15 protein-coding genes are annotated in these 19550 nt (G+C 41.1%); 11 read left to right on the forward strand and 4 right to left on the reverse strand.

What is annotated here, in order from left to right; genetic code table 11:
- Nucleotides 1–496: 496 nt before the first annotated feature.
- The gene (locus BLR53_RS15175) at nt 497–1009 is read right to left on the reverse strand and encodes a hypothetical protein (protein WP_074590913.1); all 513 of its coding nucleotides are present in this window, start codon (nt 1007–1009) and stop codon (nt 497–499) included.
- Between the two features lie 884 nt (nt 1010–1893).
- Complete coding sequence (locus BLR53_RS15180) at nt 1894–2373, reverse strand: hypothetical protein (protein ID WP_037442847.1); 480 nt, start codon at nt 2371–2373, stop codon at nt 1894–1896.
- A gap of 271 nt (nt 2374–2644) precedes the next feature.
- Between BLR53_RS15180 and BLR53_RS15185 the strand changes: the two genes are divergently transcribed.
- The 9 genes from BLR53_RS15185 to BLR53_RS15230 all read left to right on the forward strand — a co-directional run bounded on the left by BLR53_RS15185 (nt 2645) and on the right by BLR53_RS15230 (nt 14894).
- Complete coding sequence (locus BLR53_RS15185) at nt 2645–4432, forward strand: AMP-dependent synthetase/ligase (RefSeq protein ID WP_074590914.1); 1788 nt, start codon at nt 2645–2647, stop codon at nt 4430–4432.
- 121 nt (nt 4433–4553) lie between these two features.
- Nucleotides 4554–5870 carry a DUF6089 family protein gene (locus BLR53_RS15190; RefSeq protein WP_037442850.1) on the forward strand — a complete coding sequence of 439 codons (1317 nt, stop codon included), beginning with the start codon at nt 4554–4556 and terminating at the stop codon, nt 5868–5870.
- 161 nt (nt 5871–6031) lie between these two features.
- Nucleotides 6032–6490, forward strand: a complete 459-nt coding sequence (locus BLR53_RS15195; protein ID WP_037442845.1) for a MarR family winged helix-turn-helix transcriptional regulator — start codon at nt 6032–6034, stop codon at nt 6488–6490.
- Nucleotides 6471–8876, forward strand: coding sequence for a 3-hydroxyacyl-CoA dehydrogenase/enoyl-CoA hydratase family protein (locus BLR53_RS15200; protein ID WP_218122990.1), 2406 nt, complete (start codon nt 6471–6473; stop codon nt 8874–8876). Before BLR53_RS15195 ends, BLR53_RS15200 begins: the two co-directional genes overlap by 20 nt.
- Nucleotides 8877–8953: 77 nt before the next feature.
- Nucleotides 8954–10132: an acetyl-CoA C-acyltransferase gene (locus tag BLR53_RS15205; protein WP_037442844.1), complete on the forward strand. Its 1179-nt coding sequence runs from the start codon at nt 8954–8956 to the stop codon at nt 10130–10132.
- A 4-nt stretch (nt 10133–10136) separates the two neighbouring features.
- Complete coding sequence (locus BLR53_RS15210; RefSeq protein WP_074590916.1) at nt 10137–11927, forward strand: acyl-CoA dehydrogenase family protein; 1791 nt, start codon at nt 10137–10139, stop codon at nt 11925–11927.
- A gap of 138 nt (nt 11928–12065) precedes the next feature.
- Complete coding sequence (locus BLR53_RS15215; protein ID WP_176763549.1) at nt 12066–12596, forward strand: FKBP-type peptidyl-prolyl cis-trans isomerase; 531 nt, start codon at nt 12066–12068, stop codon at nt 12594–12596.
- 7 nt (nt 12597–12603) lie between these two features.
- The gene (locus BLR53_RS19710) at nt 12604–13506 is read left to right on the forward strand and encodes an FKBP-type peptidyl-prolyl cis-trans isomerase (RefSeq protein WP_176763550.1); all 903 of its coding nucleotides are present in this window, start codon (nt 12604–12606) and stop codon (nt 13504–13506) included.
- Nucleotides 13507–13862: 356 nt separating this feature from the next.
- Entirely contained in the window at nt 13863–14894 is a 1032-nt protein-coding gene (locus BLR53_RS15230; protein WP_074590917.1) for a hypothetical protein, read from the forward strand.
- A gap of 3 nt (nt 14895–14897) precedes the next feature.
- Here the strand turns inward: BLR53_RS15230 and BLR53_RS15235 are convergent, their stop codons facing one another.
- Nucleotides 14898–16205 carry a cryptochrome/photolyase family protein gene (locus BLR53_RS15235; protein ID WP_074590919.1) on the reverse strand — a complete coding sequence of 436 codons (1308 nt, stop codon included), beginning with the start codon at nt 16203–16205 and terminating at the stop codon, nt 14898–14900.
- Nucleotides 16206–16260: 55 nt separating this feature from the next.
- A complete protein-coding gene (locus BLR53_RS15240) occupies nt 16261–17175 on the reverse strand; it encodes a TIGR01777 family oxidoreductase (RefSeq protein WP_074590921.1) in 915 nt (304 codons plus the stop codon).
- Nucleotides 17176–17338: 163 nt separating this feature from the next.
- Here BLR53_RS15240 and BLR53_RS15245 point away from each other — a divergent pair, with 163 nt between their 5' ends.
- Nucleotides 17339–18586, forward strand: coding sequence for a deoxyribodipyrimidine photo-lyase (locus tag BLR53_RS15245; protein WP_074590924.1), 1248 nt, complete (start codon nt 17339–17341; stop codon nt 18584–18586).
- Between the two features lie 82 nt (nt 18587–18668).
- A complete protein-coding gene (locus BLR53_RS15250; protein WP_244889536.1) occupies nt 18669–19547 on the forward strand; it encodes a MerR family transcriptional regulator in 879 nt (292 codons plus the stop codon).
- Nucleotides 19548–19550 lie beyond the last annotated feature (3 nt).

Consider the following 19550-nt stretch of genomic DNA (forward strand, 5'->3'; position numbering starts at 1 on the left):
CTGATGAGACCAGCCGATATGATAAAAGAACCTTTCCTGCGAATGAGGAACATGCTTTTTCAGATAGGTAAAGCTCCAATGGGTATGTCATCCGCCTTGCATTTCTGCGATAAACAAAAAACTTACTACTCCTGAACCGGGAAGCCGGATTTCCGAATTAAAAATTCCTGCAAAAAAAGATAAAAACTATAGCAGTCTCGGCTGGCACCTGCTTGCTTCGCGCGCAGCTGATGCCTTCATCTGTAAGTTTTCATCTTTTTTATGCACCATGATGCTCACTATTTTCCCCGTTGGAATCAAGGGGAGAGGACAGAGGTTATTTCAGTTCCTGAATTGAGTGTGTTGTAGGTCAGGCTCGGGTCTAATTTGAAAAATGGAGCAAAGTCTATCATATTACTATTTGCCGTTGGATTACAACTACGATGAAGAATAATAGAACACTAAATGCAAAAACGCTCCACTATTGGAGCCTTTTTGCGTTATATTAGGTACTTAGTTATATTTTAAATCTCAATAAATCTTCATAATCTTCTTCAAATCTTGAAGTTACTTTCAACTTATCCAGCTGTTCAGAGATTGTACCTAACTGATCACCAACTTCATCAAAATTACTTGAAGTTTCAGTGGTCAAAATATTTAATTGGCTCTCAATTGTACCTAATCTATTTTCTATTGTATCAAACCTATGATCAACTATAGCAAATCTATGATCCACTAAGTCGGCCAGCTTTTTGATTAACTCGTAGTTGCTTTTACAGATTTCAGCAAGTATAGAAATGTTCTTTTCTACGTTTGTGAATCTTTCCTCTAGATTTATGAATCGCTCTTCTAAACTTGTGAATCTTTCTTCTAGATTTATGAATCGCTCTTCTAAACTTGTGAATCTTTCATCTAGATTTGTGAATCGCCCTTCTAAGCTTGTGAATCTTTCATCCAGATTTGTGAATCGCCCATCTAAACTTGTGAATCTTTCATCTAGATTTGTGAATTTCTGATTTAAATCTTCCATATAATTTTTTGGTTGGGTAAAGCTAGACGATTAGATATAATAATAGGTAGGGCAGGTGATATATAGATGTTTATTTTATTATTGATCAATTTGTCTGGTACATTCAAATATATATTGCGAAAAATAAACCCCCTGTTTCTGCGCTAACAAAACAACTCACCCCTCACCGACCAGGAAGCCAGATTCCTGATAAAAAATACAAGTAAATCTAATCGTCCTAACAAAAAAAACTGTTTCTGCGCTAAACAAAAAAACTCACCCCTCCCGGACCAGGAAGCCACGTTTCCCTAAAAACACACGTCTATCTAATCGTCCCTACAAAAATCCCTTGTTTCTGCGCTCAACAAAAAAATCACCCTTCCCGGATCAGGAAGCCACGTTCTCCTAATCAAAAACACACATCTATCTAATCGTCCCTACAAAAATCCCTTGTTTCTGCGCTAAACAAAAAACCTTGCCCACTCCCGGACCAGGAAGCCAGATTTTCCTGATAAAAAATACAAGTAAATCTAATCGTCCCCACAAAAAAACCTGTTCCTGCGCTCAACAAAAAAATCACCCTTCCCGGATCAGGAAGCCACGTTCTCCTAATCAAAAACACACATCTATCTAATCGTCCCTACAAAAATCCCTTGTTTCTGCGCTAAACAAAAAACCTACCCACTCCCGGACCAGGAAGCCAGATTTTCCTGATAAAAAATACAAGTAAATCTAATCAAGCCACAACACGCGGGGGATTCCTTGAAAAAAATGATGAAAACTTACAGGCGAAGGCATCAGCTGTGCGCGAAGCAAGCAGGTGCCGGCCGAGACTGTTATAGTTTTCATCATTTTTTTTCATAAAAAAACACCCCGAAAGGTGTCTTAATTTCATTGACTTCTTTTTAGAAGGTAAATCTAAATGACAAACCGACCCCCGACGCATCAAAGTTTGTATCCGGAGCCAGCTGAATAGCCGGTTTCCAGTCCAGAGATAAATTCAAGGGAGCATTTGCAAATTTGTAATCCAAACCAAGCACACCGTCAGCAGCAAGATAAAGATCACTGGAATGCGTCGGTTTGTATTTTGCAGTACCGATGGAACCACCACCACCATAATACCAGTTCAGTCCTGGAGCGTTGGCGATAGGCATATAAACCTCATATAAAGCCGTTACACGGAAATAATTATAATTGTCGTGAGAACGGAAGTTTGCTATCAGGTCAAGCATTTTGTTATCACCCAGTGATGTTTTGAAAGTTATACCATTAGCAGCTCCGAAGCGTCCACCGATCGCATTTTTATAGCTCTGAGCCTGTGCGGATGCGTGTATGGCAATAGTTGCAATAACTGTAAAACAAAGAATGGTAAAGAGTTTTTTCATGTTTGATAATATAATTTGAATGTAAAAACCCTATTAGCAATTTTTATGCCGGAGAGCTGTTTTGGTGGTTAATTGTATTTTTTTAAAAAGATTTAGGGGCTTAAACAAGTCAAAGTTACCGTTGCGGGAGAATGCTGGAAATGAAATTATTTCGGAATTAAATTTGGTTTTATTAGAGGGATTATTTTGTTAGATTTGAGAATAAGCCCTCTCATCCGGGGATCTTCATTTTCCCGGCAGGGGTTCATGGTAACCAAATAAAGCGAAATATATGCCTGTAACTGTCACCAGAGTATTTGACCTGATCCAATACAATTTAGAGAACTTTCCAAAAGACGAATTTATAAGCGGTAAGATAAAAGGAAGCTGGAGTAAATATAGCACCGCTTTATTTGCAGAAACTGTCGATCATCTGAGCAGGGGGTTAATTAGCCTGGGGATGAAAAAGGAGTCGAGAATCGCTGTGATGTCTCATAACAGGCCTGAGTGGAATATCACCGATTTTGGGATTACACAATTCGGTGCGTATCAGGTACCATTATATCCAACATTGGCGGAACAAGATGTTAAATTTATTCTCGAAAATGCGCAGGTGAACATATTATTTGTCGCTGATGAAGCACTTTATCAGAAAGTGAAGCCGGTTTGTGAGGCTGTGAATCCGGATATAGCGATTTACACATTTGATGAAGTTCCCGGGGCAGTAAACTGGAAAGAGCTTCTTAATGCCGGTAAAGCACATGCAGAGATTGATTTGCAGGCCTACCGGGATGCGGTGCTCCCTTCAGATGTACTTACGTTGATCTATACTTCCGGTACCACAGGAACCCCTAAAGGTGTGATGCTGACGCATGATAATCTGGTTCAGAATTTTAAGAACTCAGCGGTAATCTTTCCGAAAGAAGTAGGTAAAGTGTTGAGCTTTTTGCCCCTGTCACATATTTTCGAGCGGATGATTACCTATTTATATCTCTATGTAGATGCTTCCCTGTATTATGCGGAGAGTATGGATACTATTGTTGCAGATATTCAGTTCGTTAAACCTAATGGATTTTCTACGGTACCAAGACTGCTGGAGAAGGTTTACGATAAGATCATGGAGAAAGGAAAGGCATTAACCGGAGTGAAGAAAGCTCTTTTTTACTGGTCGGTTAAGCTGGGTGAGGAGTTTGAGGTTAATAAAAGCTGGTTATATCACCTGAAGCTGGGTGTTGCGCGTAAGCTCGTTTTTTCAAAATGGAAGGAGGCACTCGGTGGAGAGATTGTTGTGATTGTTTCCGGGGGCGCTGCTCTTAATCCAAGGTTGGCAAGGATTTTCTGGGCTGCAGGTATGCCTGTGTTTGAAGGCTATGGACTGACGGAGACTTCCCCTGTGATTACGGTGAACCATTTTGGTCATACTAAATTTGGCACTGTTGGCCCGGCAATTAATGGGGTAGAAGTGAAGATAGCGGAAGATGGGGAGGTGTTGACACGCGGACATCATATTATGAAAGGGTATTATGGAAGGCCGGATCTCACGGCGGAGACTATCGATAAGGAAGGATGGTTCCATACCGGTGATATCGGGGAGCTGGTTGACGGGGAGTTCCTGAAAATTACGGACCGTAAAAAAGAGATCTTTAAAACTGCCGGCGGAAAGTATGTGGCACCACAGCTGCTGGAGAATAAATATAAAGAATCTGTGCTGATTGAGCAGATCATGGTGTTGGGTGAAAACAGGAAGTTTCCATCCGCGCTTATTGTTCCTAATTTTGAAGCGCTGGAAGCGTGGTGCAGAAAAAAAGGTATTGCCACAGGTTCAAAAGAAGAAATAGTGAAAGACCCGCAGGTGCTTGAGAAATACAACAGCGAAATTGAAGCCCGTTCTGCAGATTTTGGGAAATGGGAACAGGTTAAACGGTTTGCGCTGTTAACTAAAGACTGGAGTATAGAGACTGGTGAATTTACCCCCAAACTGAGTCTGAAAAGAAAGATTATTCTGGAGAAATATAAGGATGTTATTGAGCAGATTTATATTGATGCTGAAGATTATAAACCCAAAAGTACTGATCATTAATCTGATAGCCTGAAAGTATCGGCTGGCAGTCAGGTGAATTAATGTTTAAAATAGTTTTTTGATTGTTGGTATAGATATTGCTAACGTATCGAAAAAGATACCTTACCTTATACTAAACATTATGAAACAAAAATTATTTAAGTCTTTGCCGGTAGCTTTGGCTGCCCTGCTGATTGGCGGCTCTGCAATGGCACAGGATTCGACTCCTGTTTCAAGACCTGAATTCAGTACCTGGTCGATCGGTGTGAATGCCGGAATTCTTTCACCTATTTCACCTCTGGGTGGTTCTAACGATTTCACGAACTGGAAATCAAGTTTAGGTTACGGGTTATATATTAAAAAGCAGATTACACCTTATTTCTCATTGCGTTTAGATGGGATCAGAGGTAAATTAAAAGGAGATAATTCTGAAGCTTATAAAAGTGGTGTTACTATTAATGATGGTAACAGTGCATTTAAAACAGACCTTTCTTATGCTGCAAGTTTAAATGCACAGGTAAACCTGTTTAATATTGACATGTTCAGAAAACAAGATGCTGTGCAATTGTACGTGTCCGGTGGTGCTGGTCTGGCTGGTTACAAACCAACTGTTACCTCTGCTGCAGGAACTTCAGATTATGCAGGTGATAAAACTATTTCCGAGTTAATTATTCCTGTAGGACTGGGTGCTAAGTTTAAATTGAATGATAAAGTTAATTTAGATCTGGGCTGGTCAGTTTATTTTGTTGATGGCGATAACCTTGATGGTACTTACCGTAACAACAACAAGGATAAGTTTAACTACGCACATGCAGGTCTGGAATTTGCATTGGGTAAAGGTAAACAGTTAGCTTTCCATAATCCGGTTGCTGCCACTTATGATGAGGCATTAGCTGCAAAACAAACTGCAGATGCATTGAAAGGTGATCTTGATCAGCAAAAAGCTGACAACGCAAAATTAAGATCCGAAATGAATGATCTGTTGAAAGATAGCGATGGTGATGGTGTTGCAGACAGATTAGATAAATGTCCTAATACACCGGCAGGTACGGTAGTAGACGGATCTGGTTGTCCTTTTGCAGTTGTTAAAGAGAAAGTGATTATTACTGAAGCAGACCGTAAGGTAGTTGCAGAGGCCATAAAAGATCTTGAGTTTGACCTGAACAAAGCTACGATCAGAGCTAAATCTTACACTACACTAAACCGTGTTGCTGCACTGTTGGTTGAGAAAAACTTCAGTCTGAAATTAGCAGGACATACAGATAGTACTGGTCCAGCTGCATTGAACATGCGCTTGTCTAAAGACAGAGCAGAATCAGTAAAAGCTTACCTGGTTTCTCAAGGTGCAAATGCGTCAAGAATTGAGGCTACAGGTTATGGTAAAGACCAGCCTATTGCAACTAATAAAACTGCCGCAGGCCGTCAGAAAAATAGAAGAGTAGAATTTACGCTTTACTAGTTTAATGACGTTGAACTCTGAGAAGGGTTAACAATATAAAAAGATCCTTACCTGTTTATTCGGGTAGGGATTTTTTCGTTTGAACAGCCTGTTTTACTGGTTTTTTTTCTTTGGAAAACAATGATTAATTAATTAGCTTTGTTATGCAAGCATAGTAATTCATGAAACAACAGGAAACCATAGACTATTTATTGAAGGTGGTCTGGCAGAATATGTCAAACACTTATAATCAGATTGCATCTGAATTTGGGATTACCCAGGCAATCGGTTATATGTTAATTAATATTGATAAAGAGGGGACCGCTGTTTCGCAGCTGGCCGCATTACTCGGCGTAAAAGCGACCAGTCTTTCCAGGATGCTCAACAATATGGAAGAATCCGGGTTAATATATAGAGAGGCAGCCGTAGGTGATAAAAGATCAGTTAAAGTTTTTTTGACTGAATTCGGACGGGAGAAAAGACAATTGGCCAAAGGTGTTGTGCGTTCTTTTAATGATTACCTCAATAAAAATCTGGCCATACAGGAGAAGAATCAGCTGGTTCAGACTTTGCAGAAATTGAATAAATTGACTTTGGGATATACAGTAACTACAGAAAATGATGAACAAAAAAGTAAATAAAGTAGCGGTTTTGGGCTCCGGTATTATGGGTTCCCGCATTGCTTGTCACTTTGCGAATATAGGCGTAGAAGTATTGTTGTTAGATATCGCGCCGAAAACACTTCTTCCGGAGGAAGAGGCCAAAGGGATAGCACTTGATCATCCGTCAGTAAAAAACCGGATTGTGAATACGGCATTACAGCAGGCGATTAAAAGTAATCCTTCCCCGCTTTATACTAAAAAGGATGCTGCGTTGATTTCTACTGGTAATTTCGACGACGATATGGCTAAAATATCTGCTGTAGACTGGATCATTGAAGTTGTGGTTGAAAACCTGGACATTAAGAAACAGGTTTTTGAACAGGTAGAAACACATCGTAAACCAGGTACGCTTGTTACATCAAATACTTCTGGTATTCCAATTCATCTAATGGCTGAAGGACGATCTGAAGATTTTCAGGCCAATTTCTGTGGTACTCACTTTTTTAATCCACCAAGGTATCTGCGACTGCTGGAAATTATTCCAACCAGACATACAAAACCGGAACTTATAGATTTTCTCTTGCATTATGGTGATAAATTTTTGGGTAAAACCACAGTGCTCTGTAAAGATACTCCAGCCTTCATCGCAAACAGGGTAGGTGTATATTCTATCATGGCTTTACTTCATCTGGTAGAAAAGATGGACCTTACTGTAGAGGAGGTCGATAAATATACAGGCCCGGCAATGGGGCGTCCTAAATCGGCAACCTTCAGGACTTCTGATGTTGTTGGTCTGGACACCATGATTAAAGTTGCTAAAGGTTTATATGACAACTGCCCTGATGATAAAGCACATGACCTTTTCAAGCTGCCGGAATATGTAGTGAAAATGGAAGAGAATAAATGGCTGGGAGATAAAACCAAGCAAGGATTCTATAAAAAAACCAAGAATGCAGAAGGACAGACAGAGATCCTTGCGTTAGACTTAAAAACACTGGAGTATCGTGCGCAGCAGAAAGTAAAATCTGCCACACTGGAACAAACCAAGACTATTGAAAAGGTGAGTGACAGAATGAAGGTGTTTGCAAATGGTAAAGACAAAGCGGCTGAAGTTTTCCGTACGTCGTCATTTGGCCTGTTTGAATATGTCTCTGATCGTATTCCTGAAATTTCAGATGAACTTTACCGTATCGATGATGCGATGCGTGCTGGATTTGGCTGGGAACTGGGACCTTTTGAGGTTTGGGATGCCGTCGGAATTCAGGAATCACTGGAGGGAATGAAACAATATGGTCATGAGCCTGCTCAATGGGTGCAGGAGATGCTGGCAGCTGGAAATAACTCCTTTTATAAAGTTGAACAGGGGCAAAAGAAATACTATGATATCCCAACAAAATCTTATCTCCCTATTCCAGGTACGGAAGGATTAATTATACTGGATAATATCCGCGAATCTAAAACGATCTGGAAGAATGCCGGTGCCTCCATTATAGATTTGGGCGACGGGATTCTGAATGTCGAGTTCCACTCCAAAATGAATACAATTGGGGGAGATACTTTGCAAGCGATCAATAAAGCTATTGATCTCGCAGAAAAAGACTACCGCGGACTGGTAATTGGTAACGATGGTGCAAATTTCTCTGCCGGCGCAAATGTAGGGATGATCTTTATGATGGCTGTGGAGCAGGAATGGGAAGAACTGGATATGGCGATCCGCTTATTCCAGAATACGTCAATGCGCATCAGATACTCTGCTATTCCGGTTGTAGTGGCACCGCATAATCTGACCCTGGGCGGCGGCTGTGAATTCAGTCTGCATGCCGATTTTGTTCAGCTTAATGCAGAAACCTATATGGGGCTGGTTGAGTTTGGAGTGGGCGTTATTCCTGGTGGTGGCGGTACCAAAGAATTTGCATTGCGGGCTTCCGATGAATTTAAAGAAGATCAGATTGTTCAGAATGTATTAAAAGACCGCTTCCTGACTATTGGGATGGCTAAAGTTTCTACTTCTGCCGCTGAAGCTGAGGAATTGGGTTATCTGCAGAAAGGTAAATATGCAATTACGATGAATAGAAGCAGGCTGATTGCAGATGCGAAAGCAAAAGCGATAGAACTTGCAGAAGCAGGTTATACCAAGCCTGTACCACGTAAGGATATTCGTGTTCTGGGTAAACAAGGATTAGGTATTGTCTATGCGGGTGCAAATACAATGTTTTCGGGACACTATATATCTGCTCATGATCAGAAGATTTCTGAGAAACTGGGTTATGTACTTTGTGGAGGCGATTTATCTGTACCAACTGAAGTAACCGAGCAGTATTTGCTTGACCTGGAGCGGGAAGTATTTCTGTCGCTTTGTACAGAACGTAAAACACTGGAAAGAATACAGAGTATTATTACCAAAGGAAAGCCATTACGTAATTAACGAAATTCAAAAGATTGTTTCAATCCTGAACAGGCCTGTGCTTAGCAGGTGGAAAAAGGAATTAAATACATAAAGACATGCAAGAAGCATATATCATAGCAGGTTTACGTACAGCAGTAGGAAAAGCACCTCGTGGCGTATTCCGTTTTACAAGAGCAGACGATCTGGCTGCGGAAGTAATCAGGCAACTGGTCGCTTCTGTTCCAAACCTGAATAAGGAAGAAATAGACGATGTAATTGTAGGAAATGCCACACCTGAAGCAGAACAGGGCCTGAATATCGGTCGTATGGTGTCGCTGATGGGATTGGATACCGATAAGGTTCCTGGGGTAACGGTCAACAGGTATTGTGCGTCCGGGCTGGAAACCATTGCTACCGCTGTAGCGAAAATAAGGTCGGGAATGGCCGACTGTATTATTGCAGGCGGCGTCGAAGTAATGTCCGGAATGCCATTTGGCGGATGGAAAGTTGTGCCGAATGCCACAGTTGCTAAAAATAATCCGGACTGGTATTGGGGAATGGGGTTAACTGCAGAGGCAGTGGCCAATGAATATAAGGTTAGCAGGGAAGATCAGGATGAATTCTCTTACCATTCTCACCGTAAGGCTGTGGAAGCAATTGCGAATGGACATCTTAAAGCGGGTGTCGCGCCTATAGAAGTGTCAGAAACATATCTGGATGGTCAGATGAAAAAAAAGACCAGAACCTATACGGTTGACACAGACGAAGGACCCCGGGCAGATACAAGTCTGGAGAAGCTGGCTAAACTAAAACCTGTTTTTGCAGCTGACGGAAGCGTTACAGCAGGAAATTCTTCACAGACTTCTGACGGTGCTGCCTTTGTGTTAGTTGTATCTGAAAGTAAGCTTAAAGAACTTGGTGTCGACCCGATTGCCAGACTGGTAAGTTATGGCGTGGTAGGTGTGCCGCCAAGAATTATGGGTATAGGTCCTATAGAGGCTATTCCATTAGCATTAAAGCGCGCAAATATGAAGCTGGAGCAGATGGACCTGATTGAACTGAACGAAGCCTTTGCTTCTCAGTCTCTGGCCATTGTCAGAACCTTAGGGCTGGATACTGCAAAGCTGAATGTAAACGGGGGTGCAATAGCCTTAGGACATCCACTCGGTTGTACAGGTGCTAAATTATCGGTTCAGTTATTTAATGAATTGAAACGACGCGACGGTAAATATGGTATGGTAACGATGTGTGTGGGCAGTGGACAAGGTGCTGCCGGTATATTTGAAATGCTTTAAAATTATGGAAACTACAGACAAAACAAAAGTAAAAGGTGGAGAATTCCTGATCAAGGATACTACTTTCCAGGATGTATTTATTCCTGAAGAATTTGATGAAGAACAGCAGATGATTGCTCAAACATGCCGCGATTTTCTGAATACGGAAGTTTATCCTAATCTGGACAGGATAGACAAACTGGAAGAGGGATTAATGCCGTCTTTGTTAACGAAGGCAGGTGAACTTGGTATTCTTGGTGTTTCCATCCCTGAAAACTACGGTGGATTCGGAAAGAATTTCAATACGTCTATGCTGGTAGCCGATGTAATCGGTGCAGGACATTCATTTGCTGTAGCACTTTCTGCGCACACTGGTATTGGTACGTTACCTATCCTTTATTATGGAAATGAGGAACAAAAGGCTAAATATATTCCTAAACTGGGTTCTGGTGAATGGAAAGCTGCTTATTGTCTTACTGAGCCTAACTCCGGCTCTGATGCTAATTCCGGTAAGACGAAAGCGGTATTGACAGAAGATGGAAAACACTATGTGATCAATGGTCAGAAAATGTGGATTACCAATGGTGGATTTGCAGATATTTTTATTGTATTCGCGAAAATTGAAGATGATAAAAACCTGACAGCCTTTATTGTAGAACGTGAGTTTGGCGGTATCACAATGAATCCTGAAGAGCATAAAATGGGTATTAAGGGTTCATCTACCCGTCAGGTTTTCTTTAATGATTGTAAAGTTCCGGCGGAGAATATGCTTTCGGAGCGCCAGAATGGATTTAAAATAGCGGTTAACATCTTAAATATTGGCCGTATTAAATTGGCTGCTGCGGCTATAGGAGCCTCTAAAAGTGTAATTAGTATAGCGATAAATTATGCTAACGAAAGAGTGCAGTTTGAGCGTCAGATCTCTAAATATGGCGCAATCCGCTATAAGCTGGCAGAAATGGCTTCCAAAGTTTATGCGGTTGAATCGGCGAACTATCGTGCCGGGCAAAATATCGACGACGCTTTTGCTGAACTGGTTGCCGGTGGTATGGAGGAGAGTAAAGCAAAATTGAAATCTACCGAGCAATTCGCCGTGGAATGCGCCATCTTAAAAGTATGGGGTTCTGAAGCCTTGGATTACGTAGTAGATGAGGGTGTGCAAATCTATGGCGGGATGGGATTCTCTGCAGATGCGCCAATGGACCGGGCTTATCGTGACGCCAGGATCAATCGTATTTTTGAAGGTACTAATGAGATTAATCGTTTGCTGACTGTGGATATGATGCTGAAAAGAGCAATGAAAGGTGAGTTAGATCTGATGACACCTGCGACAGCCGTAGCTGCAGAACTGATGTCGATTCCAGATTTTGCTGAGCCGGATGAATCTCTTTTTGCAGCGGAGAAAAAAATTATTAAAAACCTGAAAAAAGCGACGTTGATGGTAGCTGGTTCTGCTGTGCAAAAGCTGATGATAAGCTTATCCAAAGAACAGGAGATCTTAATGAATATTGCAGATATGGCAGGTTATGTTTATATCGCAGAATCTGCTTTACTGAGAACGGAAAAGCTAGTAAGCTTGAAAGGCGAAGAGGCTTGTGAAGGTCAGTTGAACCTCATGCGTATTTATTTTGTAGAAGCAGTAGATGCAGTGCAAAAAGCTGGTAAAGAAGCCTTATGGGCTTTTGCGGAAGGTGATGAACAACGAATGATGCTGGTAGGCCTGAGACGTTTTACTAAAATGGAACCTTTTAATGTGAAAGCCGCCCGTCAACAGGTTGCACAGCAATTAATCGCAGCAAACAAATACTTTTATTAATCTTACAGGTAGTTTTTAATTTGCTTGTTAGCTATTTTTATAAGGCTGATATGGCCGGTAAGCATTGTCTGCCGGCCATATTTGTTAAAAATGGTTAAATATTGCGCTATACCTAATAAAAGACTATTTTTGTGCGATATGTTGAAAAGCAGGATTATAGGTTTGTTTGTGGTTGTACTGTGTTTAGTCGCAGCCTGTAAAACCGATCCTCTATATGAAGATATTGAAGGTGCACAGCTGGAAACGGATATCAAGCTGATTGAGGCATATGTAGAAAAAAACAAGATTGAGGCAAAAAGAACTGATGAAGGACTTTTTTACGTAATTGAAGAAGCTGGTGCAGGTGATGCTTTCCGGCTGGTAGACACGTTGAGAATACAGTATAAAGCAAATTTTCTTAAAGATGGCATCCAGCCTTTGTTTTTTGATTCTACTGCATCAACTGATCCGGCTCTGGCTACAAGGTTTGTATTGAATACAGGGATCGAAGGCTGGCAGAAAGGAATACCTATGATCCGCAAAGGTGGAAAGATCAGGTTGATCGTTCCTTCTAAAATGGCTTATCAGAACCGGGTGGTTAGTAAGTTGCCCATAAACTCAATTCTTGATTTTGATATCAAGTTAATTGATGTTATACCGAAAGTGGAGAAAGAAGAAGAAAATAAATAAATATATAATGTTTAAAAAGTTATCTGGATTTACCCTGGCCCTGATTGGTCTGACTGTTTTTTTTACTGCCTGTAAGAAAGATTATGAAACTGTAGCAACCCTAGACGAGCGTAATATCGAGGCCTATATTGCTAAAAATAATATCAAAGCAGAAAAAGATCCTTCGGGATACTATTACCAGATCCTGAACGAAGGTGATGGTGAAGCAGTTGTTAATTCAGATTCGGTTTATTACTCTTTTAACTTCCAGACGGTTGATGGGCGTAGTTTTGCGAAGAACTCCGATTATATGATTGGTTTAAGTTTACTGGGTTACACTGACCGCTTTACTTTAGGGGGCAGAGAGATAGGTTTAACTGCTGTCCGTGAGACAATGTCGAAACTGCGCAGGGGTGGAAATGCAAGGGTCATTCTTCCTTCAAGCATGGCTTTCGGTAAAAATGGTAATACGACTTTGAATATCGGATCAAACGAAATTATCATTGTTGATCTGAAAATGTATAAGGAAAAGCATCAGCACGATATTGATGACCTGGAGATTAACTTATTTGTAGCTGATAATAAGCTGACTGTAGTTAAAGATCCATCAAGAGTACAATATATCATCACTCAACCTGGAACAGGTACGGTGCCAATTACAAAAAGCACTGAACTGGTTATGAATTATACGGGTAGATTCTTAAATGGAACTGTATTTCAAACAAATATAGACGGTAGTTATACATCGAGCTTAGAAGATCAATTTGTTAAAGGTTGGGGAGATGTTATTCCTGGTAAACTCACTAAAGGTGGTAAGATTCGTGTGCTTATTCCTTCTGACCGTGCATATGGTGTTCCGGGTAGTTCAGATGGTACAATTCCTCCTAATGCTGTACTTGATTTTGATATTGAAATCGTAGACGTTAAATAATACACGGCGCTACTGATTAAGCGCCGCTTTAAATACACGGAGAATTCTTTCTCTTGCAAAAGCATGTTCGACTATAGGTTGGACATGCTTTTTTTGTTGGTATTCAGGCACCCAATGATTAATATAAATGATTGGCTTTCGAATGGTTCATTATATTATTATTTGATACTATTTGCCTTTTAAATCTTATTATTTCATAATACAATGATATTTGTTATTTTATAAGTTAATTATATCATTTTTATATCTGATTTTTGATTTTTAATATTTGTTTTTTATTTAATAGTTATTATTATTGTTAATTGTTTTTTATTTACCTCTGTTTTGTGTATAATTGGCTTAAATATAAACCAATTATGAATAAAAATGTTATTTTAGTGTTTTTAAGTGCTTTATTGTGTTTTTTTATTTCCTCTTGTAAAAAGGACCAATTGTTGTTACCTAGTAGATCTCAGGTTGAGCTGGTGCCTGATGTAACCATTGAGGACGGGTATTTAAAATTTAAAAATGATCGTGTTTTCGATTCGTTATCTACGCTTTTGATGAAACGACCGGGGTCAGAAATTACTGACTTTGTTGATGGTGTTGAAGAGTTTAAATCATACGGAGCTGTATTTCTAAACTTAGATCGTGAGTATGAAAGTGTAAATAGCGATAAGTCTTTTGCCGAATTTCAAAATAAATATAAAAACTTAGTCAATATTAGTGGGGATAGTTCATTAACCTATAGATTTGGTACACCGTTATCATCTAAGTTTATCAATCTTCGCGGCGAGGTCAGGGTAGGAGAATATATGATTGTCTATACCAAAGATAATAGGATTATTAGTTATAAAGGGGTACGGAAAACAGAAGAGGAGTTGTTGAAAATACAAAAAAGTGATTCATTGAGTAACGTGTATGTTCAACGTATATCTAACAAATCGCAGGCAAAAAATATTTCAATGGCTTCTGGTGACGAGATTATTACTAGTTTAATTAAGTCAGAGCTATATTATAATGGAGATAAGAAGCGAAGGTTGTTTGTCGAGTGTTGGGTAGAAGACTACAGGGTTGGTGGTTTTAATACAAGTACAAAAATATATATTACCTCTAAGCAAGAATTAAAAAAGACCTTTGGCGGATGGAGAACGAACGAAACTAATTATTCTTTTAGAGATGTAAATTTTAACCTCGGGATTTTCCGCATTCCAGAGGAACGCCCCAAATCATTTAAATATACACTGGCCAACTATTCAGTTAATAATGTATATGGACCAATTTTAATTGATATGGGTACATATTTAGGCTCCGGGGTTGGAGTCCAAGGGTTTGGTAATTTCACATCTGGCGGGGTGCCTAATACTCCGAGGTTTGAAGTGAATTGGAGTACTTGGAGTCCGGGATAGGCGCTACTGATTAAGCGCCGCCTTAAATACACGGAGAATTCTTTCTCTTGCAAAAGCATGTTCGACTATAGGTTGGACATGCTTTTTTTGTTGGTATTCGGGCACCCAATGATTAATATAGGCATGATCGGGATCGAACTTTTTGGTTTGGAGTTCAGGGCTGAAGACGCGGAAATAAGGGGCTGCATCGTTGCCGCAGCCACAAGCCCATTGCCAGCCGCCCACGTTACTTGCAAGCTCATAATCTAATAGTTTTTCGGCAAACCAGGCCTCGCCCCAGCGCCAGTCGATTAAAAGATGTTTGGTGAGGAAGCTTGCCGTAATCATCCGGACGCGGTTGTGCATATAACCGGTTTGTGCTAATTGTCGCATACCGGCATCTACGATGGGATACCCTGTACGGCCTTCTTTCCAGGCCTGAAAATCGTTCGGATCATTAATCCATTTAATGCGGTCGTAGGCAGGTTTAAAGGATTGGGTTACAGTCTGAGGGAAATGCCACATGATCATCATGTAGAAATCCCGCCATGCCAATTCTGACAGCCATTTTTCGGCTTTCTGATCAATAGCCTCTTTGGCTGCGGTCCTGATACTAACTGTTCCAAATCTTAGATGCAGACCTAAATGTGAGGTTGCATCGGCAGCAGGGTAGTCTCTTTTTTCTTCGTATGCTGCCAGCTTGCCACTGAAGTCCGTGCCGGGGAATTCCATTGTGCTGGTTTGAAATCCTATCTCCTCCAATTGGATAATTGGCCACTGTTTTTTATAGGTATTATCCAGGTATTTTATCGAGGGATAAGCTTTCAGGAAGAAGTCGTTCAGCTTATTCTTCCATTGCCGGAAATAGGGGGTGAATACTGTGTAGGGCAGTCCATCAGCCTTGGTAATCTCCTTTTTTTCGAAAATGACCTGATCTTTAAATGTATAAAAAGGGATACTCTCTGAACTTAGATATTCTGCCAGTGCACTATCTCTTTCTGCAGCATAGGGTTCATAATCATGATTGGTGTACACAGCCTGAACATCAAACTCCTGCAGTAGTTCCGGCCAGCACGTCTCGGGTGTTCCAAAGGCAAGCCGGACAGATGAGTCGAAGGGAAGCAGTTGTGTGTTCAGCTGCTGCAGTTGCTGGTAGATAAACGTGACTCTTGGATCTGCACGGTCGCTGAGTTCATTGAGAATATTGGTGTCGAAGATGAAGTATAAGACAACAGGGTACTTCGCTTTGCAAGCTTTATATAATGCGGCCTGATCATCCAGTCTGAGGTCTCTGCGCAGCCAGCAAATGCTGACTTTATCTTTGTGCTTCATATCTTAATGTATTCTGCCCCTAAATTACGGATTGTTAGCTTTCTGCTTCGAATATTTAGAGTTTCTGACTGTAAATCGCAGCGAGGGCATCTTCCAGATGTGTATATTTAAATTTAAAGCCGGTGTCAAGCAGATGCTGCACACTGGTATTGTTGCTGTTAAGAATTACAGCTGTCATCTCCCCTAATAGCAATTCTAAAATCCGCTCGGGTACGTTAATCGGCCAGACAGGTCTGTGCAATTCATTTGCAATCGCTTTGGTCAGATAGGCGTTTGTTACCGGGTAGGGGGCGCACGCATTTAATGTGCCGCTGTATCCGGGATGTTCGAGCAGGTGCAAATAGATATTGATGATGTCCTCTTCATGGATCCATGGAACCCATTGTTTTCCTGTGCCCAAGGGCGCTCCGGCGAAAAATCGGACCGCTTTAGCCATTGGTTCCAGTGCGCCTCCTTCTTTGCCCAGCACGACCCCGGTTCTTACTTTGGATACACGCATCCCTAATGCCAGTCCTTTGTCCACTGAGGCCTCCCATCTTTTGCAGCATTCTGCCATAAAGCCTGTTCCGGGTATGCTTTCTTCAGTTAGAATTTCATCATCCCTGTCTCCATAAATACCGACAGCAGAAGCGGAAATAAAGTGGCTGATGCGGTTGGTCCGGGTTGCAATAGTGCGATACAGGAGATGAGTGGAATCTACCCGGCTGCTAATTAACTTATGCTTTCTCTCTGGTGTCCATTTTCCACCGGCAATATTTTCTCCGGCCAGATGAATAATGCAATCCGCAGCATCAATGCATTCTTCGTCAATGGTTTGTTTGTCCACGTCCCATAGATAGACCTTGACCCCAGGAATAACTTTTTGTTTTCTGCTGAGAATGGAGACGGAATGGCCTTGTTCCAGTAAGGCTGAAACGAGCTTTTTGCCTAACATCCCTGTGGCGCCTGTGATTAATATGTGCTGCTTCATAATAGAATAACCAAAACCTTGAATTTAAGTTTGTTTAATGCGCTTAATAATGGCTTAAGATTGTTTTGCTTATGTAAATATTCGCTTTTATATTAGTCCTTCGGATAAAAATGCTATATTTTTGTGAATTAATCTGAATTTAATCTAAATTAAACGAGACAAAATGGACACGAGGAAAATACTGGTCTGGTTCAGGAATGACCTGCGCTTGCATGATAACGAAATGCTCGTGGAAGCTATTGCCAAATCAGATCGTATCCTGCCCGTTTACATTTTCGATCCTGATTTTTCTGGAACTGAGGTGTACGATGGTAATCATGCGGGTCCGTGCAGGCAGCGTTTTCTACTTGAAAGTGTTCAGGCATTGAGAGAATCATTTCAGCGTTTCCAAGGTGATTTGCTAATCGTTTCCGGACAACCGGAAATTTGTATTCCAGAATTAGTGGAGCAATACGATATTGCCGAGGTATACCATCATCGCGAGGTATCTAATAAGGAGACAGCCGATTCCTCATCGGTAGAGGACCATCTGTGGAAGCTAAAGGTTAATCTCAGACACTTTATTGGTCATACATTATACAATAAGGAAGATCTGCCATTTCCAATTAAAGATATTCCAGATGTTTTCGGCCAGTTTAAAAAGAAAACTGAGCGTGATGCTATGGTCAAAGAATGTCTTGCAGTCCCTGAGAAAATCTCTTTTGTGGAAGTTGAAAGCTGGGGTGAAATGCCAGCTATTCCTGAATGCCCGGAAGAAATAATTCATGGTGGAGAGGCGGCAGGGATCATGAAACTGGAAGAGATGCTTCGCGCGGATTCTCCGGTACATGCAAAAATCAACAGGAGTCAGGCAGGGAAATCTGTCTTTTCCACGCATCTGTCACCTTATCTGGCAACCGGCTGCCTTTCGCCAAGGAAAGTTTACTGGGCTATAAAAAACACACTAGAGGGTAAAGCAGCCACTCCGGTGCTTAGTGCGATATTACAAGGTCTGCTGCTCCGTGATTTCTTCCGTTTCATGCTGAAAAAACATGGGGTGAATTTCTATACTGAAAAATTGGAACATCTTCAGGCAGAGTCAGATCCACAGGTGTACGTACAGCTGCTCGAAAACTGGAAAACGGGAAAGACCGGGCATGTAATTGTTGATGGTTTTATGCGTAACCTGAACAAAAGCGGTCAGATTAGTAACGCAGGTCGCATCCTGGTGGCTACCTATCTGGTCCATGTGTTGAAGATCAGCTGGATTGAAGGCGTGCTTTATTTTGAACAGAAACTGCTGGATTATTCTCCTGCCAGTAACTGGGGTAACTGGGCAAATATTGCTTCAGGGGCGGTAGAGCCCAAGGCTAAAAATCTTTATGACCTGGATAAGCAATTGAAAATGCTGAATCTGGAGGCTCAGGTCTAATCCCGACAGCGTATCAGTAGATTATCTGTTTCAACAAAATTCATTTTAAAACATTTTCTGTTTATGCTTTGTTGTCCAAGGAGTGAAGAGATACTCTATCAGCGACATCGAAGGACTTATCGGGATTAAGGCTCATACCATCAGAGCATGGGAGTCCAGGTATAACCTTGTCCCTCCCAAACGAACGCCGACAAATATTCGTTATTATGATGAAAATGATCTGAAGCAATTGCTTAATATCGTGACATTGAACGAAAAAGGCTACAAAATCAGCAGAATTGCAAAGATGAGCAAGAAGCAGATTGGAGACCTTGTTGAGCAACTGCAGGCTGATTATAGAAATGATAGCGCGCAGGTGCTGCATTTGTCGGAAGCCACACTGCATTATGACGAAGAGGCTTTCGCCGAGATTCTTTCGGGATGTATTGCCGAAATGGGTTTGGTAGATACAATGGACGTAGTGCTCTTCCCATTTATGAAAAAGGTTGGAATGTTGTGGCAGACCGGAGCGATCGATCCTTCTCATGAACATTTTGCTTCCAATCTGATCCGAGACCGGATCATCGTAGAAATAGACCAGCTGACGAAGCCGCATAAAGCTAATCCTAAACGATTTCTGCTCTTTCTAACGGAAGCGGAAATGCATGAAACCGGGCTTCTTTTTGCGCGTTACCTGTTAAAAAAATGTGGTATGGACACGCTCTATCTCGGACAGGAAATCCCTTACGCTGATTTAAAAAAAGTCATATCCGGTTATAAGCCGGATTATGGATTTATCGTTCTTACCTCCTTAAATCTGGGTAAAGATGTCAACAAAATAATCAAGAAGGTTCTAGACAGTTTAAATATTCCTCTTTTAGTTGCAGGCAGTTTAATTTCTGAATTCGATATTCTTGTTCATGATCAGATCAGGCCCTTGAAAAACGTTTGTGACATTGTTGAATTTTTGGAAGAATTATAGCTG

The sequence above is a fragment of the Pedobacter antarcticus genome (assembly GCF_900103515.1).
Classification (GTDB): Bacteria; Bacteroidota; Bacteroidia; order Sphingobacteriales; family Sphingobacteriaceae; genus Pedobacter; species Pedobacter antarcticus.